The organism is Mesorhizobium sp. M6A.T.Ce.TU.002.03.1.1, assembly GCF_003997275.1.
Classification (GTDB): domain Bacteria; phylum Pseudomonadota; class Alphaproteobacteria; order Rhizobiales; family Rhizobiaceae; genus Mesorhizobium; species Mesorhizobium mediterraneum.
In genome coordinates this window covers 33,910-56,016 of the sequence record NZ_RZTI01000019.1, presented here as the reverse complement: position 1 = coordinate 56,016, position 22,107 = coordinate 33,910, and the positions used below count along the sequence as shown (strand labels likewise).

Here is a 22,107-nt window from a genome sequence, read left to right as displayed (position 1 = left end):
TTTTCGGCTGTTCCCGGCTCTACTCGATCACGACGAGCGGCATGCCATATTCGACCGGCTGCGCGTCCTCGAACAGGATCGCCGTCACTGTGCCGGCACGGGGTGAGGGGATCTGGTTCATCGTCTTCATCGCCTCGATGATCAGCAGCGTCTGGCCTTCCTTGACCTGCTGGCCGACCTCGATGAACGCCTTGGCGTCGGGCGACGGCGCCAGATAGGCGGTGCCGACCATCGGCGAGGCGACCGCGTTCTTGGAAATCTCGGCCGCTGCCGCGGCGGTTGCGGCCGCCGGCTGCGCTGCCGGCGGCGCATAGGCGGGCTGCGGTGCGGCGACCGCATGGACGGCCGGCGCCTGTCGCGACACGCGGACCTTCAAGTCGCCCAGCTCGACCTCGATCTCGGTGAGGTTGGTGTCGTTCAGTATGCCCGCCAGGTCGCGGATAAGCTGCTGGTCAACACCGTTCTTCTTTATCGACATTTTCGAGCCTTCTGTTTGTTGGCCGGTCATAGGCGTGCGGCCAGCGCCTGCAGCGCCAGCGTGTAGCCGAGCGGCCCGAACCCGCAGATCATGCCGACGGCGACCGGCGAGACCATGGAGACGTGGCGAAATGATTCCCGCGCATGGATGTTGGAAAGATGAACTTCGGCGACGGGCAATGGCACGACGGAGCGGATGGCGTCGTGAATGGCGATCGAGGTGTGGCTGTAGGCGCCCGGATTGATGACGATGCCGACAGCCTTGTCGGCGGCTTCCTGTATCCAGTCGACGAGGTCGCCCTCATGGTTCGACTGACGGAAATCGATCTCGAGCCCAAGCGCCGCACCCGCCTGCTTGCAATCGTCAGCGATCGCCGCAAGCGTCTTGCCGCCATAGATGCCTGGCTCGCGCTTGCCGAGCGCGTTGAGGTTGGGACCGTTCAGGACGAAAACCGTTTTCAAAATGCCGACCTTTCCCGCCGCCCGCATCAGCCGGCGCACCGGGCCTCTATACTGGGCTTAGACGCCTGCGAAAAGAGCGCAAGTGGGTTCTTTCGCTGTCCACAACAGGTGGAAAAACGGCTTGCGCCGAAAACCAGCGGTCGATCAGAGTGCGGCCTTGGCCGCCTCGATCTTCTCCGCCAGCACTTCCTGCCCGAGCGCCCCGAATACCACCTCGTTGCCGACCACATAAGAGGGCGTTCCGGTGATGGCCAGCTTGTTGGCAAGGTCATAGGTCTTGGAGAGGGCCTCGGCGATCGACGGGTCCTTCATCTTCTCGCGCAGCGCCGCTTCGTCGGCGCCGAGCGAAAGCGCTACCTTGAGGGCCGCCGCCTCGGTGGCGCGTCCCTGGCCGCCGAGCAGCGCGTTGTGGAACTCGCCGTATTTCTCCGGCATCATCAGGTGGAAGGCCATCGAGACGACGCTCGCCTTCTGCGAATCCGGGCCCAGGATAGGGAACTCCTTGAGCACGAAGCGCAGGTCCGGATCGGCTGTCGTCAGTGCCTGCATGTCCTCCATGGCGCGTTTGCAGTAGCCGCAATTGTAATCGTAGAACTCGACGATGGTGACCTTGCCGTTCGGATTGCCGACGACGCCGTCGAAGGTCGAATTGAAGATCTGGTCCTTGGCATTTTTGATGACGCTGAGGCTGGCAACCTGCTGCGCCTCCTTCTGCTTGGCCTCGAGCGCTTGCTGAGCCTCCAGCAGCACTTCCGGGTTCTTCAAGAGGTAATCGCGGATGATGCCCTCGACTTCGGCCCGGTCAATCTTGGTGTCGGCGGACGCCGCCTGGGCGATCTGCGCGGCATCGGCCTTTGCCGCTTGCGGACTTCCGGTCACGAACCCGAAACCCAGCATGGCGAGAGCGACCGCCACTCCCGTGGTGCCCAGCAGAATTGCCTTGTTCATGGTCCTCGATCCTCTTGCCTGGTTTCCGGCCCCAATTGGTCCGACTATATGTCGCCGCGCACGGCCGGATGGTTCACTTTTTCTTGCCTGATGGTGCGTAGTTTATGATGTCCTGCGCGCGGATCCAGCCCGGCTCGCCGCGCTTCATTTTCATCTGCGCGCGCATTGCGAAGATCTTGGCATCCTTATAGGCGCCGGAATAGAAATGACCTTCGGCGGTCGCAAGGTCGGCGGCCGGGATTTTGCCGAGCTCGCCATAGGCCTGCGCCAGATAGCGATACCCGACCGCGTTTTCCCGGTCGCGCCCGAGGCCTTTGTTGATCTGCACCACCGCTTTCTCCAGGGAATCGGGCGTGCCGACGGCCATCAGCGCCTGGCCGTAGGAGACCGGCAGCAGCCCGGACCTGGCTGGATCGAGGCTGACCGCCTTGGCATAGGCTTCCGCCGCGTCCCTCGGCTTGTTCGCCTTCATCAGGACGTCGCCACGCAATTCCTGGAAATAGGGGTTTTTCGGCTGTGCCTTGATCAGTGCGTTGGTCTTGGCAAGCGCTTTGGCCAGATTGCCATAGAGATAGGCCGTCTGCGCGTCGCCATATTGCGAGGCGAGGCTGCCCGGGTTTTTGCGCATCAGCCGCGATGCGGCAGCCTGGCCTTCCATGTAGGCGGCGATCTTGATGCGCGTCATGTCGTGCCGCTGCTGCAGTGCCGGCGGATCGACCTTGTCGACATAGGGGCTCTGCTTAACCAGCACTTCGAGATTGGCGATGCGTTCCCGCGGCAGCGGATGGCTGATCCGGTAGGGATCGACCTGCGCCCCCGACAGCGAGAGCGCGCTCTGGAAGCGGTCGAAGGTTTTCAGCATGCCCATGCCGGACTGGCCGGTGGCATTGAGATAGGTTATCGCCGAGCGGTCGGCGGTCATCTCCTCGGTGCGCTGATAGGCGAGGATGCTGCGCTGCGCCATCTCGCCGCCGCCAGCCGCAACCCCCATGCCGGCGCCGGCGAGGCCCCGGCTTTTGGTGGTGGCGCCGGCGACGACGGCACCGGCGCCAAGCAGCGTCGCGATGATGGCCATCGTCTTGGCGCGTTCGAGCTGGTTGCGCAATTTCTGCTGGTGCCCGCCGGCAATGTGACCGGCTTCATGGGCGATGACGCCGATGATCTCGTTGGGCGTCTCCGCCGACATCAGGGCACCGGTGTTGATGAACAGACGAGATCCGGCAACGAAAGCGTTGAAACTCTGGTCGTTGACCAGCACGATGTCGACGCCGTCTTCCGGCAGGCCCGCCGCCCTGAAGATCGGCCGCGCATAGTCACGCACCAGCGCCTCGATCTCGGCATCGCGCACCACCGGCACGTTTTGCGCGAAGGCGCTGACCGTGCTGGTCACGGCGACCGTCGCGGCAAGCGAAAGCGTCGCGAAGACGCGCGCTGCCCTGGCAATCGTCGATTTGGGTCGATTCAACATGGCAGGTCCACTGGTAGACGAGCGGGCGAAAGATGAAAAGTCGGCACTGAAACTTTACTGAACTTGTGATCCTCACATCAATCGGGCATTTGTGCGGCGCGGGACGCCAAAGCTCGGCGCCGGCAGCCGGCAGGGGCCGACCCGAGGGCCGACAAGGAATGAGGTCAAATGGTTGTATCGCTTTCGCGTCGCGGCGAAGTCGAGCCGTTCCACGCCATGGACATTCTGGCGGAAGCGAATCGGCTGAAGGCTAAGGGCGTTCCGGTTGTTTCCATGGCCGTTGGCCAGCCGTCCGACCCGGCGCCGGCCGGGGTCAGGGAAGCGGCGGCGAACGCATTGAAGATGGGGCGTATCGGCTACACCGACGCATTGGGTCTTGCGGGCCTGCGCGAGGCAATCGCGCAGCACTATGCGGACCACTACGGGTTTGACGTCTCGCCCGGCCGGATCGCCGTCACCACCGGATCGTCGGCCGCCTTCAATCTGGCCTTTCTGGCGATGTTCGATCCAGGTGATCGTGTCGCCATCGCCGCACCCGGCTATCCGGCCTATCGCAACATCATGGCCGCGCTCGGCATCGAGATCGTCGAGATCGAGCTCGACGGTGATGCCTATCTCCACGCTGAACACCTGAAGGCCGCGCATCGCGAAAAGAAGCTGAAGGGCGTGTTGTTCGCCAGCCCGGCCAATCCGACCGGCGCGATTATCCCCGCCGACGAGCTGTCGGCTCTGGTGACGACGGCGGAAGAGCTCGGCATTGCCGTGATCTCCGACGAGATCTATCACCGGCTGGCTTATGCTGCGCCGGACACCACGGCGCTTGCCTACGGCCGTGACATGACGGTGATCAATTCCTTCTCGAAATATTACTGCATGACCGGTTGGCGCATCGGCTGGATGGTGCTGCCGGAACAATTGGTGCGGCCGGTCGAGCGCATCGCCCAGAGCCTTTACATCTCGCCGCCGGAACTGTCCCAGATCGCCGCGATCGAGGCATTCAAGGCGACTGGGGAATTGGAAGCGGTGAAGGCGCGCTACGCCTGGAATCGCGAGCTTTTGATGAAACGCCTGCCCGAACTCGGCTTTGCGCTGGCGGCACCGATGGATGGCGCCTTCTACGCCTTCTGCGATGTCACCAGGCACACCAACGACAGCATGGCCTTCGCGCGCAGGATGCTGGCCGAGGCGCATGTTGCGGCGACGCCCGGCCGCGATTTCGATCCGCTGCAAGGCCATCGAACCATGCGCTTTTCCTATGCCGGCAGCCACGACGAGATGGTCGAGGCGATGGCGCGCATCGAACGCTGGCTGAAGTAGCGCGAATGCCGGACCTTGAACAAGCTTTGACCGAAGTTGCCGCCGAAATGGCGGAGCGCACGGATCGCGGCGATGTCGCGACCTACATTCCGCAACTCGGCAAGGTCGATCCGAAGAAGTTCGGCATTGCCGCCGTGACCAATGACGGTCGCGTGCTGATGGCGGGCGACGCCGATGAGCCGTTTTCAATCCAGAGCATTTCGAAGGTGTTCACGCTGACATTGGCGCTCGGCAATGTCGGCGACGCGCTGTGGCAGCGTGTCGGGCGCGAGCCTTCGGGCAACCCGTTCAACTCGATCGTCCAGCTCGAGCATGAGAACGGCATTCCGCGCAATCCGTTCATCAATGCCGGCGCCATCGTCATTTCCGACATTCTGCTCGCCGGCCACCAGCCGCGCGAGGCGATCGGCGAGATCCTGCGCTTCATCCAGTTCCTGGCCGACGACGAGACCATCATCATCGACCGCGAAGTCGCGGCTTCGGAACGCGCCACTGGTTTTCGCAATTTGGCGCTTGCCAATTACATGAAATCCTTCGGCAATCTCAACCACGCGCCGGACCTGGCGCTGGGCGTCTATTTCCACCATTGCGCCATCGCCATGAGCTGCCGGCAACTGGCTTTGGCCGGCCGCTTCCTCGCCAATGGCGGCAAGAACCCGGCGACCGGCCATTCCGTGGTGTCGGCCGAGCGCGCGCGCCGCATTGGCGCGATGATGCTGACTTGCGGTCATTATGACGGCTCCGGCGATTTCGCCTTTCGCGTCGGCATCCCGGGCAAGAGCGGCGTAGGCGGCGGCATATTGGGGGTCGTTCCTGGTGTGGCGTCGCTCGCCGTCTGGTCGCCCGGCCTCAACGCCAACGGCAATTCCAGGCTGGGATCGATCGCGCTGGAAAGGCTGGCGAAGATGATGAACTGGTCGATCTTCGCGCCATAGCGTTGGGATCTCAGGCAAGAAAAATCCCGCGCCGTCTTTGGATGGCGCGGGATTTTTTGTCAGAAGATCAGTCTAAGCAACTGAAAGGCTTAGAAAAAACCTTTCTTCTGCCACCAGCCGGCACGCTTCGGCTTGTCCTCGGTCTTTGCCTCGTCGGCAACAGTCGAGGACACGATCGGCTCAACCGGAGCATCAACCGGTGCCGGCTTGCGTCGCGATGGGCGGGCCTTCGGCTTTTCGTCGATGGCGGCCACGGCTGTTTCCTCCGAAACAGGCGCCGGAGCCTCGGCGGAGGCTTCCGGCTCGGCAACCGGTGTCTCGGCGACGGCGTCTGCTGCAGCCTTCTTCGGCTTGGCGGCGCGGCGCGGCTTCTTCGGCTTCTCGGCGCTCGGCGTGTCGTCGTTGGCCGGAGCAAGGTCCGCAGGCTCTTCGACCGGCGTTGCTGCTACCGGCTCGCTGGAGACGGACTCCAAGACGTCGCCTTCGGGACTGTCAGCCGCCTCGGCAGTGCCTACATCGACCTCGCCTTCGCCGTCTTCACGGCGATTGCGCTTGCCGCCGCGCTTGCCACGCCGGCGCTTCTTGCCCTGACCGTCATCCGACGCGTCCACCGCCTCGGTAACGCCGACCTGCGCCTCTTGGTCTGCTTCGGCGCCTTCATCGTTTGAGGCTTCGGAGACGCCATCGGCAGTGGCCGAGAGGGACGCGCCTTCCACGGGGGCGCCATGCTCGCGGTCGCGATCCTTGCCGCCGCGCCGTCTGCGGCGCTTGCGACGCTTGCGGTCGCGGCCTTCGCCATCCTCGGCGAGCCTTGGCTGCTGCGGCTGCTGGGCCTGGCGCGGTTGCTCGGCCGGTGCAACAGCCTCGTCCTCAGCCTCCTCGATGACGATTTCGTCCGCGGGCTCTTCCGGCTCGACATAGGCGGGCAAGGTGCGCACCTCGACGAAGCCTTCAGGCTTTTCCGCCAGCGCGCCGCGGAAGATCGCATAATGCTGGGCGCCAACCGTGTCGTCGGCTTCGACGGTGATGGTCAGGCCGAAGCGGCTTTCGAGTTCCACCAGCGTGCCGCGCTTGTGGTTGAGCACATAGAGCGCGGTTGCGGCCGGCGTCCGCACCGTGATGTGGCTGCGCGAATCCTTGAGCAGGAATTCCTCGATCGCTCGCACCACCATCAGCGCGACAGACGAATCGGACCTGACATGGCCGGTGCCGCCGCAATGCGGACACGGCTTCATCGTCGATTCCAGCACGCTGGCACGGATGCGCTGGCGCGACATCTCCATCAGGCCGAAATGCGAGATGCGGCCGACCTGGATGCGGGCGCGATCGTTCTTGAGGTGATCCTTCAGCCGCTTCTCGACGGAGCGGTTGTTGCGGTTCTCCTCCATGTCGATGAAGTCGATGACGATCAGGCCGGCGAGATCGCGCAGCCTCAGCTGCCGTGCGACTTCCTCGGCCGCTTCCAGGTTGGTGTGAAGCGCCGTGTCCTCGATCGAGTGCTCCTTGGTCGAGCGGCCCGAATTGACGTCAATGGCGACCAGCGCTTCGGTCTGGTTGATGATGATGTAGCCGCCGCTCTTCAGCGTCACCTGCGGCTGCAGCATGCGGTCGAGCTGCGCTTCGATGCCATTGCGCACGAAGATCGGCGTCGTGTCGCGGAACGGCTGCACGACCTTGGCGTGGCTCGGCATCAGCATGCGCATGAAGTCCTTGGCCTCGCGATAGCCCTCTTCGCCGGAGACCTGGATCTCGTCGATGTCCTTGTTGTAGAGGTCGCGCACCGAGCGCTTGATCAGGCTGCCTTCTTCGTAGACCAGGGCAGGGGCCGTGGACTGCAGCGTCAGATTGCGGACGTTTTCCCAAAGCCGCATCAGATATTCGTAGTCGCGCTTGATCTCGGCCTTGGTGCGGCTTTCGCCGGCCGTGCGCAGGATGACGCCCATGCCCTGCGGCACTTCGAGATCGGCGACGACCTCCTTTAGTCGCTTGCGGTCCTGTGCGTTGGTGATCTTGCGCGAGATGCCGCCGCCGCGCGCCGTGTTCGGCATCAGCACCGAATAGCGGCCGGCAAGCGACAGATAGGTGGTGAGCGCCGCGCCCTTGTTGCCGCGCTCTTCCTTCACGACCTGCACCAGAAGGATCTGCCGGCGCTTGATCACTTCCTGGATCTTGTACTGCCGGCGCACCGGCTTGCGGCGATTGCGCGCTTCTTCCAGCGCATCCTCGGCGCCGACCGATTCGACCTCATGATCATCCGAATGCGTAGAGTGCACCTCTTCCAGCATGCCGCGATCATTGTCGGTGGACGTGGCTTCTCCGGCCGACTCCGCCTGCGGCATGGCTTCGGAAATCACATCCGCTTCGATGCTGGCGGCAATGGAATTGGGTCCGCCTTCGGAAGGCCCAGTCTCATTACGACTCGTCTCATCATGACTCGTCTCATGACTGGCGACATCCTCGCGATGTTCCGAAGTCTGGGGCGCCGTCTCCACATTTTCGGAAACGGCATCGACGGTCTCTGCGACCGCATCCTCGCCACTCTCATTGGAGCCGTTCTCGCTGGAATCGGCAGAAACGGGGGAATCGACAGAATCGTCGGAATCGGCCGCACCTGCATCACGCTTGTGCTCGCCTCGGTCGCGGCTCTTGCCACCGCGCCGGCGCCCGCGCCGGCCGCGATCGCGGCTCTGGCGGTCGTCGCCTTCGCCGTCCTCATCGTCCTCGTCTTCAGCCTCCTGCGCTTCCGCGCGCAGCAGCGCCTGACGGTCGGCGACCGGAATCTGGTAGTAGTCGGGATGAATTTCACTGAAGGCGAGGAAACCGTGACGGTTGCCGCCATATTCGACAAAGGCTGCCTGAAGCGAGGGTTCGACGCGGGTTACGCGGGCGAGGTAGATATTTCCTTTGAGCTGCTTCTTGTCCTGGGATTCAAAGTCGAATTCTTCAATACGGTTACCGCGAACGACGACAACGCGTGTTTCCTCCGGGTGGGAGGCGTCTATCAGCATCTTGTTGGGCATTATTTCGTTTCCCCCCGGCAGCCGTCAGCCGCAGCTTGCGGGGCAAAGCCCGCCGCTGTGAGTGTGGATGAACATGGGTGCCGGGCAATTGAATGTCCGCCGGCCGCTGCCTTAGCGCCATGGCGGTGCCGCCCGCAGCCATAATGGCGCGGTTTGCTGCGGACCTTTCCATGATTGCGCTTGAAGCCATCGTAACCAGCAGAACCTTTTTGAACCAAAGCCCGGGAAAACCGGACCAGCTTGTTTGCTCGTACAGAGCCGGCGCGGGACAATCCCGGCCGTTTTCCTCACGCAGGCGTTTCCCCCGCCACGGGCTCACACCTGCGAAATTCGTCGCGATCACCTGATACCTTTTTCGCCTGAAGCGAAAGGAGCCGTCGTTCATCTGACCTGTAGCGGGAAGCTGCGGAGAAGGACGGTTCCAGGATTGCAGTGATCCACCATCGCTTTTATGATTTGGCGGGTTGGAAGGCAACCCCGATTTCGGATGCCGGCAAAAAGCGGTTCCGCAACGGAAGCACGGCTTTAAGCCTTTGGATGAAAAGGCTTGGTTAACCTTCTCTGGATACCAATCGTTAATCGAGTTCGCGGCCTAGCCGGCATTTCGACAAGACGCCGACACTCCGACAAGTAAGATTGGGCGCCTGGCGCCAAACCGGAGCGACTGGAAAGAGATGGGACTGGCAGTCTTCACGCACAAGGGCGGTCGTGCCAGAGACGGTCTCTTCCACGCCGCTTGTCTGCTGTTGCTGGTTGTCGCTTGCCTGGCTTCTTCGCCTGTTTCCTTTGCTGGCGACGCGCCGCTTACCGCGACGACCTATAAAATGGCGGGTGACGCCACCAAGATGCGCATCGTCATGAATTTCGACCGCGAGCCCGACGTCAAATGGTTCCTGCTGCGTGGCCCCCACCGTCTGGTCGTCGACCTGCCAAGCACGAAATTTGCCATCAATGCCAAGGATGTGAAGGCGCGCGGCCTGGTCAGGGGGGTGCGCTACGGCGATCTCGGCGAGGGAGTGTCGCGGCTGATTCTCACCGGCAAGGGCCCGTTCGCCGTCGACAGGCTCGACGTGCTCAAGAATGAAGACGGCAACGGCTACCGCATCGCCATCGACATGTCGGCGGCGTCCGCGCGGGAGTTCGACGCCGCCCTTGCCAATCAGGCGCTGACCACCGGTTCGACGATCTCCCCCGACAAGGGCGGCAGGGTCGGCACCGGGCCGATCTCCAATCCAGGCCATCGCTTCACCGTCGTCATCGATCCAGGTCATGGCGGCATCGACGGCGGCGCCGAGGGTCTGAACGGCACGGTCGAGAAGAACGTCACGCTCGCCTTCGCCACCGAATTGCGGGCCAGACTTGCCGCAGTCGGCAAGTACGACGTGTTCATGACGCGCGAGACGGATCAATTCCTGCGGCTGGACGACCGCGTGCGCATTGCTCGCCAGCACGAGGCCGATCTGCTCATTTCGATCCACGCTGACACGATCAGGGTCAAGGGCCTTCGCGGCGCAACCGTCTACACGGTCTCCGACAAGGCTTCCGATCCCGAAGCGCAGGCGCTCGCCGACCGTGAAAACCTTTCCGACCAATTCGCCGGCATGGAGATCAAGGACGATAACAAGGAAGTGACCGACATTCTGATCGACCTGATTCGCCGCGAGACGCATAGTTTCTCGATGAGTTTCGCCCAGACTTTGGTCGGCCAGCTTTCCACCAGCGTCGGCCTCATCAACAATCCGCAGCGTTCGGCGAGCTTCAAGGTGTTGAAGGCGCCGGATGTCCCCTCCGTGCTGGTCGAGCTCGGCTATCTGTCGAACGCCAAGGATGAGGCGCAACTGCTCAGTGCCGATTGGCGCGGCAAGGCGGCCCAGAGCATAACCAATGCCATCGCCCTGTTCGCTTCAGCCAGGGTCGGAGCAGGAACCGGAGGCTGAGATGCCAGCCGTCGCCCACAACCAGAGGCAGCGTTGCACGACAACAACACCCCGTACTTATTTCCCCGATTCGAGACCGAAATTCCGTGCTGCCGCATTTTCCCCACATGGTGGCGACATGGGTTTTCGATTACTGGTCGGGATCATCTCGAAAGCTTGCGCGAAAGGCGGCTTCGTTTAGGAGATTCCCGAACCAAGGACTGGAGCGGGCATGATTCGTCTCATTGGCTATTTCTTCGGCATCGGCACGGCGCTGGCCCTTTTGGTCGCGGCGGGCGTGGCGATCTATATCAGCCATTTGTCGAAGGATCTGCCCGACTACGAGGTCCTGGCTAAGTATGAACCGCCAGTGACGACCCGCATCCATGCGTCCGATGGTGCGCTGATGGCCGAATATGCGCGCGAGCGCCGCCTGTATTTGCCGATCCAGGCGGTGCCGGATCGTGTCAAGGCGGCCTTCCTGTCTGCCGAGGACAAGAATTTCTACAATCATCCCGGCATCGATATGACCGGCCTTGGCCGCGCAATCATGGTCAATCTGCAGAATTTTGGCTCGGGCAAGCGCCAGGTCGGCGCCTCGACGATCACCCAGCAGGTGGCGAAAAACTTCCTGTTGTCCTCGGACCAGACCTACGAGCGCAAGATCAAGGAGATGATCCTCGCCTTCCGCATCGAGCAGGCCTATTCGAAGGATCGCATTCTCGAGCTCTACCTTAACGAGATTTTCTTCGGACTTGGCGCCTACGGCGTCGCCGGCGCAGCACTCACCTATTTCGACAAGGCGGTGAATGAACTCACCGTGGCGGAGGCGGCCTACCTGGCGGCTTTGCCGAAGGGCCCCTCCAACTATCACCCGTTCAAATATGCCGACCGCGCCATCGAGCGCCGCAACTGGGTCATCGACCAGATGGTCGGCAACGGCTACGTCACGCCCGAGGAAGGCGCCAAGGCCAAGGCCGAGCCGCTCGGCGTCAAGCCACGCCGCTCCGGCACCTATCTGTTCGCCGGCGAATACTTCACCGAGGAAGTGCGTCGCCAGATCAGCGCGCGCTACGGCGAGAATGCGCTCTACGAGGGCGGCCTGTCGGTCCGTACAACGCTCGATCCCAAGATGCAGCTCATCGCCCGCAAAGCCATGCAGAACGGCCTGATGAAGTTCGACACGCTGCGCGGCTATCGCGGGCCGGTGAAGACCATCAGCGTATCCGGCGACTGGGGCGTGCCTTTGAGCGAAGTCAAGGGACTTGACGACGTGCCCGAATGGTCGCTCGCCGTCGTGCTCGACAGCTCGGAGAGCGGCCTGTCCATCGGCCTTCGGCCGACGCGGCAGATCTCGGGCGAACTCGTCAAGGATCGCATCGAAGGCACCGTCAGCCGCGAGGACATGAGCTTCGCCATGCGTCATGTAGTCGACGGCAAGACCGTCAAGGCCAAGTCGCCGGCGGATGTGCTGAAGCCGGGCGACGTCATCTTCGTGCAGAAGAAAGAGGGTACGGACGGAGCCTATATCCTGCGCCAGGCCCCCGAAGTGGAAGGCGGCTTGATCGCCATGGATCCGCATACCGGCCGTGTTCTGGCCATGGTCGGCGGGTTCTCCTACGCGCAATCCGAATTCAACCGTGCCACGCAGGCCATGCGGCAGCCGGGTTCGTCGTTCAAGCCGATCGTCTATTCGGCCGCCCTCGACAATGGCTATACGCCGGCTTCGGTGATCATGGACGGCCCGATCACCATCAAGAGCGGCAACACGACCTGGACGCCGAAGAACTACGATGGAAGGACAGCTGGCCCGGCGACTTTGCGGTCCGGCATCGAGAGGTCGCGCAATCTGATGACTGTGCGCCTGGCCAACGACATGGGCATGAAGCTGGTCGCGGAATATGCCGAGCGCTTCGGCGTCTATGACCGTCTGGCGCCGTACCTGCCGATGGCGCTGGGTTCGGGCGAGACCACCGTGATGCGCATGGTGTCGGCTTATTCGATCATGGCCAACGGCGGCAAGTCGATCAAGCCGACGCTGATCGACCGCATCCAGGATCGCTACGGCAAGACGGTATACAGGCAGGACGAACGCGGCTGCGAAAATTGCAACGCCGCCGAATGGCAGAACCAGCCTGAGCCGGAACTGGTCGACAATTCCGAGCAGGTGCTCGATCCGATGACCGCCTATCAGATCACCTCGATGATGGAGGGCGTCGTCGAGCGCGGCACCGGCGCCACCGTCGCCGAACTCGGCCGCCACATCGCCGGCAAGACCGGAACGACAAACGACGAGAAGGATACCTGGTTCATCGGCTACACGCCCAATCTCGTTGTCGGGCTTTACATGGGCTACGATCAGCCGAAAGGTCTTGGCAAGGGCGCGACTGGCGGCGGCCTCGCCGCGCCGATCTTCAAGGACGTCATGCGCGTGGCGCTGGACGGCACGCCCAATGTCGATTTCAAGGTCCCCGAAGGCATGAAGCTGATCGCCATCAATCGCAAGACCGGCATGCGCGCCAACCCAGGCGACGCTGGCGCCTTTATCGAAGCCTTCAAGCCGGGCACCGGCCCCGCCGACAGCTACTGGGTAATCGGCATGGATGCGGACGGCTCCAACGCCTCCGGCGGTTCGCTGTCGCCACAGGCCAACCAGGCCATCCAGTCCGGCGGCGGCGGGCTCTATTGACATAGGATATGGCATTCTGGGCCGGCTTTCGAGCCGGCCCATTTCGCTTTACAGGCGGCGGTGCCGTCCCTATGTATCGCGCCAACGCAAGCTCTGTTTAAGCAATAGGGCACCATTTCAACACAGGACAGAACAGCCAGCCATGCGCGCGGAAACGCAGAACATTGTCGACGAAATCAGGCAGGCGATTACCCTGCTGAGGAGGCATCTTTGACTGGGATCAGGCCATAAAGCGGCTTGAATACCTGAACGTGCGTGCCGAGGATTCGAGCCTCTGGAACGAGCCGCTGGAGGCGCAGAAGCTGATGCGTGAGCGCCAGGGCCTCGAGGACGGTATCGCCGCAGTCAAAGGCCTCACCCAGGCGCTGGAAGACAATATCGGCCTGATCGAGCTTGGCGAGGAAGAGGGCGACGAGAGCGTCGTCGCCGAGGCGGAAGCGGCGATCCGCTCGATGCGCGGCGAGGCAAAGGCTCGCCAGATCGAGACGCTGCTTTCGGGCGAGGCGGACGCCAACGACAGCTATCTCGAGGTCCATGCCGGCGCCGGCGGCACCGAAAGCCAGGACTGGGCCTCGATGCTTCTGCGCATGTACACGCGTTGGGCCGAGCGGCGCCGCTTCAAGGTCGAGGTGCTGGAAGTGCATGACGGCGAAGAGGCGGGCATCAAGTCCGCCACGCTGCTGATCAAGGGCCACAATGCCTATGGTTGGCTGAAGACGGAATCCGGTGTCCACCGTCTCGTGCGTATTTCGCCCTATGACAGCAATGCGCGCCGCCACACGTCGTTCGCCAGCGTCTGGGTCTATCCCGTGATCGACGATACGATCGAGATCGACGTTTCCGAATCGGATGTTCGCATCGACACCTATCGTTCGTCCGGATCGGGCGGCCAGCACGTCAACACCACCGATTCGGCGGTCCGCATCACCCATCTCGCCACCGGCATCGCGGTCGCCTGCCAGGCCGAGCGCTCTCAGCACAAGAACAAGGCGAAGGCCTGGGAGATGCTGCGCTCGCGGCTCTACGAGGAAGAGCTGAAGAAGCGCGAGGCGGTGGCGAACGCCACCGAAGCGTCGAAGAGCGATATCGGCTGGGGCCACCAGATCCGCTCCTACGTTCTGCAGCCCTATCAACTGGTGAAGGATCTGCGCACTGGCGTCGAGAGCACAAGCCCGTCGAGCGTGCTGGACGGCGACCTCGACGACTTCATGGAGGCCTCGCTGTCGCAGCGCATCGAGGGCGGCGCCGGCGAAGTGGTGGCCGATATCGACTGAAGCTCTTACGCACCAAAGCGGCAGGAACATCACGCTACAGTAACAGGCTCTCACCCTAATTGAGCGGTCGCTTTATGGCTTTGTTTTTTCATCGAATTTTTCAGAACGACTTCTACTTCGGGGGTAGATTCTGCCGGCCTGCCGGCGCTTAGCCCGGAACCACTGCGAGCTGAATCTCGTTATCTGCGATCCCATCTGCCGGGGTTGATGAAGTCACTCTCGTCGACCCCGGCAGTCTGGTTCCGGCTGCAGATGTCGGCGCTCGGCTTGCACAGCAATTTTCTTGCGCCAACAAAGGAATCAGCCCAGCATTCGAAGGCTGGGGGGAAAAAAGCATTTATGGCCGGACGCGGCGTATCTGCGACCTGACGATCCGGCCACTGGGAAGACACGATCCGGGAACGGGCAAGCGAAACGCTTGAACTCGTTGATAGGAACTGCGCCCATGCCTGCTTTCACGACCCGACCGGCCTCAGCCGTCAACACGGCGCGCCGCCTCCTGAATTCAATCATCGCGGTGGTGGCTCTGACGGCCGCCACCATCACATTTGCAGCGGCCGCTTTGGCGCACGACGCCAAGCCGACCGCAGCGAAGCCGCAAGGCTGGAGTTACCCATTCTCCTGTTGCTCGGGTTATGATTGCCGCGCCGTCTCGCAGACCTCGATCAGCGAGCGTCCGGAGGGCTACGTCATCAAGGGGACAGGCGAGGTCGTGGCCTACAGCGACACACGGATCAAGAATTCGCCCGATGGCGAATATCACTGGTGCTCGGTCGCCGGCGCCAACGACGGAAAGACCATCTGCCTGTTCGTGCCGCCGTCGTCCTTTTAGGCGCCACGCGTCTGACGCAGGCAAGCGAGTCTGCTGCAGACGGTTGTCAGAAGCGTCACTTTATGTTGCCTTGCCGCGCGGGCGGCAGGCAATCGGGAGGAAGGCGTTCATGACCATAAAGGCAAGCTGCCACTGCAGGGCGACGACATTCGAGGTCTCGCAAGCGCCGCAGACCGTGACGCAATGCACCTGTTCCTTCTGCTCGAAGCGCGGCTCGTTATGGGCCTACTACACCCCGTCGCAATTCAAGCTCACCAGCCCACTCAAGAATGTCTCATTCTACCAGTGGGGGTCGAAAACGATCAAACACGGTTTCTGCGCCACCTGCGGCTGCGGCACCTTTACCGAAACGCCGGACTGGTCGACCGGCAAGCCGGATTTCGACAATCCGAAGATCAGCGTGAACTCGCGGCTGTTCGACGATTTCGACCTCGATCAGGTCGAGGTCGTCGTCATCGACGGCAAGAATCTCTGGTAGCCGATAGTCTCTGGTAGCCGATCAAAATTGCGCAATATCGCGGCCGTGGAATTTGACCGGGAAAAGCCATAGCAGCCGCCTTTCCCGTTCCATTTTTCGCCGCATTTCATGTTACAAGACATTAGAGCGACGTGCGTCCACTTGGACGCACAAAGTACGCTCTAAGACTTTGAATCTATGCATCGTGCCTTCCGAAAATCGATGATTTTTCGGGTCGATGCGACGGAAGGGCTGATGCGGCGCGCCGTCGGTGGGACCGCGGACTGGAGAGGGACTACCCAATGAAAAAGACTGTGCTCGTCGCCGTGGCGACGGCTGTACTCGTGAGCGCCTGCACCACCACCGATCCGTATACCGGAGAGCAGAAGGTTTCCAACACTGCGGCCGGCGCCGGCATCGGCGCGCTGGCGGGTGCGGGGCTCGGCCTGCTTGCCGGCGGCAACGATCGCCGTAATGCGCTGATCGGCGCTGGCGTCGGCGCGCTCGCCGGCGGCGCCATCGGCGCCACCATGGACCAGAACGAGGCCGAACTGCGCCGGCAGCTTCAGGGCTCCGGCGTCAGCGTCACCCGCACCGGCGACCAGATCATCCTCAACATGCCGTCCGACATCACCTTCAACGTCGACCAGGATGCGGTGAAGCCCGGCTTCTATCAGGTGTTGAATTCAGTCGCACTTGTGCTGAACAAGTTCCGGCAGACCACGGTCGACGTGTTCGGCCACACCGACTCGACCGGCGGCGACCAACACAATTTCGACCTGTCGCAGCGCCGCGCGCTGGCGGTCGCCAACTATCTGTCCGGGCAGGGCGTCGATTCCCGCCGCTTCGCCGTCACCGGCTTTGGCAAGACGCGTCCAATCGCTTCCAATGCGACGGCGGACGGCCGTGCCCAGAACCGCCGTGTCGAGATACAACTTTCACCGCTCACCTGAGCAAGACAAAATTAGAAGACGGCATTGAACATGAGAACGGCCCCGCAAGGGGCCGTTCTTGTTTGCTTTTGCTGAACCGACGAAACGTCGGTGCCTGTCGCTTCGTTTTCAGGGTCGGACCGACTGATCGACAATTGCCGCAACGATCCGGCGCACGATCGGAAGGACAATCAGCAGGCTCGGAAACGCAACAAGCCATGATACGCCCCATGCGTATGACCAGGTCGCTACGAAACCGTTCGTCCAGCCGGTGCCGATCGCCGTCGAAACCGCCGAGATGATGCAGGTCATGAGGATTGAAAGAACGAACGGCATAACCACAGCACTGTAGGAAGGCGGCAGTTTTCTCAGCTTCAACGTCTTGTGCGGTGATGCTTGCATGGAAATCTCCTAGTCAGAAAATGTTTGTGGGCGCGATCAGGCGACCTGTGCCGTTTGCAAGGCTAGTTCTCGGATAAAGCTTCGTAGCGAACGCGGCTCGCGGCCCAAGGCGCAGCGCAACGTCAGGCTGTTTCCGCCGAGACCATATTTGGCGTAGTGTTCATGGACTTTAGCCAGCAGCTGCAATTGGCGGTCATCGTAGGGAAGACGGGTATTTGCCGCCCACTCACCAACGGTCGGCTCGCCAGCAGAAATGGACCGGCCAAGTTCCTCACTCATCATTGAAACGATCTCTTCTCGGCTATGCATACCGTCCGCGCACAGTTCAAGCGTCGCATAAGACAACCGCGCTTCGGTCAATGCGATCGCTGCCACTTCGGCGACATCGCGGTAATCGACACGCGCCAGCTTTGCTGTCTTTGGAAACGGTTCCGAGAAAACGCCGTCCCTAACGATGGACGGCCAGGCTGCTGCGATGTTCTGCATGAAATTGGCAGGATGCAAAATGGTGTATTCCATGTTCGTCGAGTAGAGAGCATCCTCGACCGGCACCTTGCTCGCATGGTTTTTTAGCCTCGTATTGGTCGGCTGGATCACCGACGAGAAGACGAATTTTCGAACGCCCGCTCGTCCAGCGGCCTCGACCATGGCAACACCCATGGCTGTTTCGTCGGGGGCAAAGGCCGGTCCGATGTGGAAGACGCCGTCGACGCCCTCGACGGCATTTCCGAGGCTCTGAGGGTTGCGCAAATTGCCGGTCACGACCTCGGATGCCCCGAGCCTCCGGGCCTTTTCGGCGTTCGCAGGGTCGCGAATGAGTGCTCGAACAGTGGCATTGCGGCGGATAAGCTCAGGCACGACAAATCCGGCAAATCGGCCTGTTGCGCCCACGACCAGGACGGTTGGATCGGGTGCTCGCATGACAATTCCCTTCGATGAAACCTGCCCTTTCGGGATTTCTTCCAGGGAAATAAAACGTCGCGAACAGCGTTACAATTATTTGGCTTTGCGATAGTTTCTCTCGATTTTCGAGAGAAACGGAGATGTCATGAGCCGGATAGACGATTTTGAAGCTTTCATGGCAGTCGTCGAGCACGGAAGTTTGACGGCCGCCGCACGCCGGCTGAACCGCTCACTGCAATCGATCAGCCGGTCTTTGGCGACGCTGGAGGAATCCGTCGGGGTCGAGCTTGTACAGAGAACGACGCGCCGTTCGACACCAAGCGAAGCTGGGGCGGCGTTTTTCCACCGCATCAAACCCGCCATCGACGAAATAAACGACGCAAGACTCCAAGCCGCCAACCAACGATCGGAACCATCGGGCATCTTGCGCGTGGGCGCGCCAGTTCTGTTCGGCCCGGATTTCGTAATACCTGTCATTGCCGACTACATGCGCATGCATCCTCAGGTCGAGGTTGACCTCCAACTCGCCGACGGATTTGTCGACCTTGATGCCGAGGGCCTCGATCTGGCAATACGGATCGGCAATTTGCCGGATTCCAGCTTGCGAGCCAGACGCTTGGGCGCGTTGCGGCGCGTCGTGTTCGGCTCGCCTTCCTACTTTGAACGCCGTGGCCGACCAACGCATCCCTTTGAACTGAGCGAGCACAGTTGCATTGTTCGAACCTCCGACCAGCGTCCAGGCGAATGGATGTTTCAGATCGAGGGGAAACCTCGGGCGTTGAAAGTGGCTGGCAGTTTTCGATCCAATTTGATGGCACCGATCTATGCGGCCGCAGTTCACGGATTGGGTTTGGGCTACTCGCCCCTTTGGCAGATAAGGCATTTGGTGGATGATGGCCGCCTAGAGGTGGTTTTAAGCGACTTCGAGCCGGTGCCAGTGCCGATGCATGCCGTGTGGCCGGAAGGCAGATCATCTTCAGCCAAAGTTCGCGCGTTTCTGGATATGTTGCCGTCCCGCCTGGAATTCAAAAATCTGTAGCCACCGGATCAGGCAAGACAACGCGGCGCGGTCGACGGCCTCGTGGTCATAGCGGCGGTCGCCCCCGCCTAGACTAGAACCGACACGCCGAGATCCAGCTTTCGCGCCACCAACATGAACAAAGCAAATATCAGACATGAAAACGGCCCCGCAAAGGGCCGTTTTCGTTGGCATTTGAGAATTTCTGCTGTGATCAGACCTTGGCCACGATGCGCATGAAGGCGGGCATATCGTCGCCGAAGCCGACGGTCGCATCATTGTCTTCCTGGCGATTGCGGGCAGGGCGGTTGCCGTCGCGCTGCGGCCTGGTGTCGCCACGTTCCGGCGCACGCTGTTCGTTGCGATTGCGATCGGACGAAGCCTTGCGTTCGGGTGAAGCTTGGCGCTCAGATGAAGCTTGGCGTTCGGGGGAAGCTTGGCGCTCGGTATTTTCCGAGCGGATCGCTTCCTTGCGCGCGCGCCGCTCACCGGCATCGGTCACCGCGGTCTCGGCCACCACTGGCTCGCCCACAGTATCCGGTGCTGCATCTTCGCTTTGCCTGGCGTGGCGTTCGCGCGGTTTGCGTTCGCCCCTGTCCTTGCGGTCGTCGTCCTTGCGACCGGCGCGGCGCGGCGCGCCGCGGCCACGGCGGGGAGCATCGTCCTCTCCGCCCTCGCTGGCGACGACGGTCGACAGATCGCCGTCATGCCACTCAATCTTGTTGCCGATCAGCCGTTCGATCGCGTCGATGTATTTCGTGTCGGACTTGGTGGCGATGGTGAAGGATTTGCCCGAGCGTCCGGCGCGGCCGGTGCGGCCGATACGGTGGACATAGTCCTCGGCATGGATCGGCACGTCGTAATTGAAGACGTGGCTGACATCGGGAATGTCGAGGCCGCGCGCGGCAACGTCCGACGCAACGAGGTAGCGCAGTTTGCCGTCACGGAAATTGGCCAGCATCTGCATGCGCGCGCGCTGGTCCATGTCGCCATGCAGCGCGCCGGCGTCGAAATCATATTTCAGCAGCGACCGGAAAAGCTCCGAAACCTCGACCTTACGGTTGCAGAAGATGATGGCGTTCTTCAGCCCGGCGTCCTCGGCCTTTATCAGATTGCGCAGCGTCTCGCGCTTATCCCAGGGTTTCGAACCGGATTTCACCAGCCGCTGGATGATATTGGTGGCGGCCGACGCGGCCTTCGAAACCTCGACGCGCACCGGGGCGTGCAGGAATTTCTCGGTGAGCTTGGTGATCTCAGGCGGCATCGTCGCCGAGAAGAACAGCGTCTGCCTCGTGAACGGGATCATTTCGCAGATGCGCTCGATGTCGGGAATGAAGCCCATGTCGAGCATGCGGTCGGCCTCGTCGATGACGAGGATCTCGACGCCGTTGAGCAGAAGCTTTCCGCGCTCGCGATGGTCGAGCAGGCGGCCGGGCGTCGCGATCAGCACGTCGGCGCCGCGCTCCAGCTTCTTGTCCTGCTCGTCGAAGGACACGCCGCCGATCAACAGCGCGATATTGAGCTTGTGGTTCTTGCCGTATCTGATGAAATTTTCTTCGACCTGCGCGGCAAGCTCGCGCGTCGGCTCGAGGATTAGTGTGCGCGGCATGCGGGCGCGTGCCCGGCCCTTTTCAAGCCGGGTCAGCATCGGCAGCACGAACGAGGCGGTCTTGCCGGTGCCGGTCTGGGCGATGCCCAACACATCCTTGCCGAGCAAGGCGTGCGGAATGGCGCCAGCCTGGATCGGCGTCGGCTCGGTGTAGCCGGCATCGGTGACTGCGGAAAGGACCTTCGGCGACAGGCCGAGGTCTGCGAAGGTCAACGCTTCTTGAGCGATCTGGGCGTCTGAGGACAAGTTTGGCTGTCTTTGGCTGGTTCGGGGGCGCAACGTAAGCAGTCGCGGCAAGCGCCGCGCGCCTGCAAGATTGGTATTGCAGGTAGGCGCAAGCCCACGATTTGTCAACAGAAACGGGCGGGGAACGGCATGATTGTGAAGTCGTAACCTTAATCGCGATGCTTAATCGAGCTGTCGGTCGCTGTACCGGCTCAGTAACGGAACTGTTCGGCGAGAATGCGCTCGTTCCACGAATGGTTGGGATCGAACAGCAGCGTCGCGGTCGCCGTCGGTGATTCCCTGACCGTGACTGTGGTCACGCCCTTGACCTCGGTGTGGTCGGCGGCGGCATTCACCGGCCGTTTTTCCGGCTCCAGAATTTCAAAGCGCACGACCGCCTTGTTGGAGAGCAGCGCGCCGCGCCAGCGGCGCGGGCGGAACGGACTGACCGGGGTCAGCGCCAGCAGCGGTGCGTCGAGCGGCAGGATCGGCCCGTGCGCGGACAGATTGTAGGCGGTCGAGCCGGCCGGCGTCGCGATCATCACACCGTCACAGTTCAATTCCTCCAGCCGCACTTGCTCATCCACGGTGATACGGATCTTGGCCGTCTGGTAGGATTGGCGCCACAGCGCAACCTCATTGATCGCCAAGGCCGAAATCGTTTCGCCCTCTGCCGTCACCGCCTGCATCTCCAGCGGACGGATCGTTTCGGCAACGGCCGCCGCGATGCGCCCCGTCAAACCGCTGGCGCGGTATTCGTTCATCAGGAAGCCGATGGTGCCACGGTTCATGCCGTAGACCTTTTTTCCCGTGCTCATCGTGTCGCGCAAGGTCTGCAACAGGAAGCCGTCGCCACCGAGGGCGACGACAATCTCTGCATCCTCGATGGATGCCTGGCCATAGCGCGCCGACAGGCTTTCCAGCGCCGCATTGGCGTCGGCGGCGCCGGACGAGACGAAGGCGAAACGGTTGGCGGCTTTGCTCATGGCTCCCCAATGGCGACCGGTTGCTGGGGCCGCGCCAGCGCCGGGTTAGCATGGGCGGGCAAATCTGCAAAGGCAGGCATGTGCTGCCCTCTACACAGTGCCGGGAAGCGCGCCGGCCAGGCGCTCGCGCATCGTGTCGAGTGACAAGCGAATGTGATGGTTAAGACGGGGATTAAACTCTCGTAAAGCCGGATCGATCATGTTAGCCGGCAGTGGATGGGCGGCGTGGGGGCCAGC

The 22,107-nt window shown here is 62.0% G+C and carries 18 protein-coding genes; 9 read left to right on the top strand and 9 right to left on the bottom strand.

Annotated elements, in window-relative coordinates:
* Window positions 1–19 precede the first annotated feature (19 nt).
* The 4 genes from accB to EOC93_RS08875 form a co-directional block, all read right to left on the bottom strand.
* A complete protein-coding gene (accB, locus tag EOC93_RS08890) occupies window positions 20–478 on the bottom strand; it encodes an acetyl-CoA carboxylase biotin carboxyl carrier protein (protein ID WP_095489488.1) in 459 nt (152 codons plus the stop codon).
* A gap of 26 nt (window positions 479–504) precedes the next feature.
* Window positions 505–939, bottom strand: a complete 435-nt coding sequence (aroQ, locus tag EOC93_RS08885; protein WP_095489668.1) for a type II 3-dehydroquinate dehydratase — start codon at window positions 937–939, stop codon at window positions 505–507.
* Window positions 940–1,083: 144 nt separating this feature from the next.
* Window positions 1,084–1,887: a DsbA family protein gene (locus tag EOC93_RS08880; protein ID WP_095489487.1), complete on the bottom strand. Its 804-nt coding sequence runs from the start codon at window positions 1,885–1,887 to the stop codon at window positions 1,084–1,086.
* Window positions 1,888–1,960: 73 nt separating this feature from the next.
* Window positions 1,961–3,355 carry a M48 family metalloprotease gene (locus tag EOC93_RS08875; RefSeq protein WP_126106744.1) on the bottom strand — a complete coding sequence of 465 codons (1,395 nt, stop codon included), beginning with the start codon at window positions 3,353–3,355 and terminating at the stop codon, window positions 1,961–1,963.
* A 168-nt stretch (window positions 3,356–3,523) separates the two neighbouring features.
* On the opposite strand from EOC93_RS08875, the gene EOC93_RS08870 reads away from it, so the two are divergent.
* Together EOC93_RS08870 and EOC93_RS08865 are read left to right on the top strand one after the other, a co-directional pair.
* Entirely contained in the window at window positions 3,524–4,672 is a 1,149-nt protein-coding gene (locus EOC93_RS08870; RefSeq protein ID WP_127204409.1) for an aminotransferase class I/II-fold pyridoxal phosphate-dependent enzyme, read from the top strand.
* Window positions 4,673–4,677: 5 nt separating this feature from the next.
* Window positions 4,678–5,607, top strand: a complete 930-nt coding sequence (locus EOC93_RS08865) for a glutaminase (protein ID WP_164759084.1) — start codon at window positions 4,678–4,680, stop codon at window positions 5,605–5,607.
* An 89-nt stretch (window positions 5,608–5,696) separates the two neighbouring features.
* Here the strand turns inward: EOC93_RS08865 and EOC93_RS08860 are convergent, their stop codons facing one another.
* On the bottom strand, window positions 5,697–8,627 hold the full coding sequence (locus tag EOC93_RS08860; RefSeq protein WP_127204408.1) for a ribonuclease E/G: 2,931 nt from the start codon (window positions 8,625–8,627) through the stop codon (window positions 5,697–5,699).
* 674 nt (window positions 8,628–9,301) lie between these two features.
* Between EOC93_RS08860 and EOC93_RS08855 the strand changes: the two genes are divergently transcribed.
* The 6 genes from EOC93_RS08855 (at window position 9,302) to EOC93_RS08830 (ending at window position 16,748) form a co-directional block, all read left to right on the top strand.
* Window positions 9,302–10,564, top strand: coding sequence for an N-acetylmuramoyl-L-alanine amidase (locus tag EOC93_RS08855; RefSeq protein WP_127204407.1), 1,263 nt, complete (start codon window positions 9,302–9,304; stop codon window positions 10,562–10,564).
* A gap of 211 nt (window positions 10,565–10,775) precedes the next feature.
* The gene (locus EOC93_RS08850) at window positions 10,776–13,232 is read left to right on the top strand and encodes a penicillin-binding protein 1A (protein WP_126106740.1); all 2,457 of its coding nucleotides are present in this window, start codon (window positions 10,776–10,778) and stop codon (window positions 13,230–13,232) included.
* A 142-nt stretch (window positions 13,233–13,374) separates the two neighbouring features.
* Window positions 13,375–14,506, top strand: a protein-coding gene (gene prfB, locus EOC93_RS08845; protein ID WP_101954579.1) for a peptide chain release factor 2 whose coding sequence is annotated in 2 segments (ribosomal slippage) — window positions 13,375–13,440 and window positions 13,442–14,506 — 1,131 coding nt in all. Because the reading frame shifts where the segments join, the coding sequence is not laid out codon by codon here.
* Window positions 14,507–14,951: 445 nt separating this feature from the next.
* Window positions 14,952–15,338 carry a hypothetical protein gene (locus tag EOC93_RS08840; RefSeq protein ID WP_095489480.1) on the top strand — a complete coding sequence of 129 codons (387 nt, stop codon included), beginning with the start codon at window positions 14,952–14,954 and terminating at the stop codon, window positions 15,336–15,338.
* A 109-nt stretch (window positions 15,339–15,447) separates the two neighbouring features.
* On the top strand, window positions 15,448–15,816 hold the full coding sequence (locus EOC93_RS08835; protein WP_095489479.1) for a GFA family protein: 369 nt from the start codon (window positions 15,448–15,450) through the stop codon (window positions 15,814–15,816).
* A gap of 281 nt (window positions 15,817–16,097) precedes the next feature.
* Window positions 16,098–16,748, top strand: coding sequence for an OmpA family protein (locus EOC93_RS08830; protein ID WP_095489478.1), 651 nt, complete (start codon window positions 16,098–16,100; stop codon window positions 16,746–16,748).
* Between the two features lie 108 nt (window positions 16,749–16,856).
* On the opposite strand, the gene EOC93_RS08825 is transcribed toward EOC93_RS08830, so the two are convergent.
* Both EOC93_RS08825 and EOC93_RS08820 read right to left on the bottom strand, forming a co-directional pair.
* Complete coding sequence (locus EOC93_RS08825; protein ID WP_127204406.1) at window positions 16,857–17,129, bottom strand: DUF2798 domain-containing protein; 273 nt, start codon at window positions 17,127–17,129, stop codon at window positions 16,857–16,859.
* 36 nt (window positions 17,130–17,165) lie between these two features.
* Window positions 17,166–18,050: an NmrA/HSCARG family protein gene (locus EOC93_RS08820; RefSeq protein WP_127204405.1), complete on the bottom strand. Its 885-nt coding sequence runs from the start codon at window positions 18,048–18,050 to the stop codon at window positions 17,166–17,168.
* A gap of 127 nt (window positions 18,051–18,177) precedes the next feature.
* On the opposite strand from EOC93_RS08820, the gene EOC93_RS08815 reads away from it, so the two are divergent.
* Window positions 18,178–19,071: a LysR family transcriptional regulator gene (locus EOC93_RS08815; protein ID WP_127204404.1), complete on the top strand. Its 894-nt coding sequence runs from the start codon at window positions 18,178–18,180 to the stop codon at window positions 19,069–19,071.
* 193 nt (window positions 19,072–19,264) lie between these two features.
* Here EOC93_RS08815 and EOC93_RS08810 read toward each other — a convergent pair whose 3' ends face one another.
* The gene (locus EOC93_RS08810) at window positions 19,265–20,905 is read right to left on the bottom strand and encodes a DEAD/DEAH box helicase (RefSeq protein ID WP_164759083.1); all 1,641 of its coding nucleotides are present in this window, start codon (window positions 20,903–20,905) and stop codon (window positions 19,265–19,267) included.
* Between the two features lie 191 nt (window positions 20,906–21,096).
* On the bottom strand, window positions 21,097–21,870 hold the full coding sequence (locus tag EOC93_RS08805; RefSeq protein WP_127204403.1) for an NAD kinase: 774 nt from the start codon (window positions 21,868–21,870) through the stop codon (window positions 21,097–21,099).
* Window positions 21,871–22,107 lie beyond the last annotated feature (237 nt).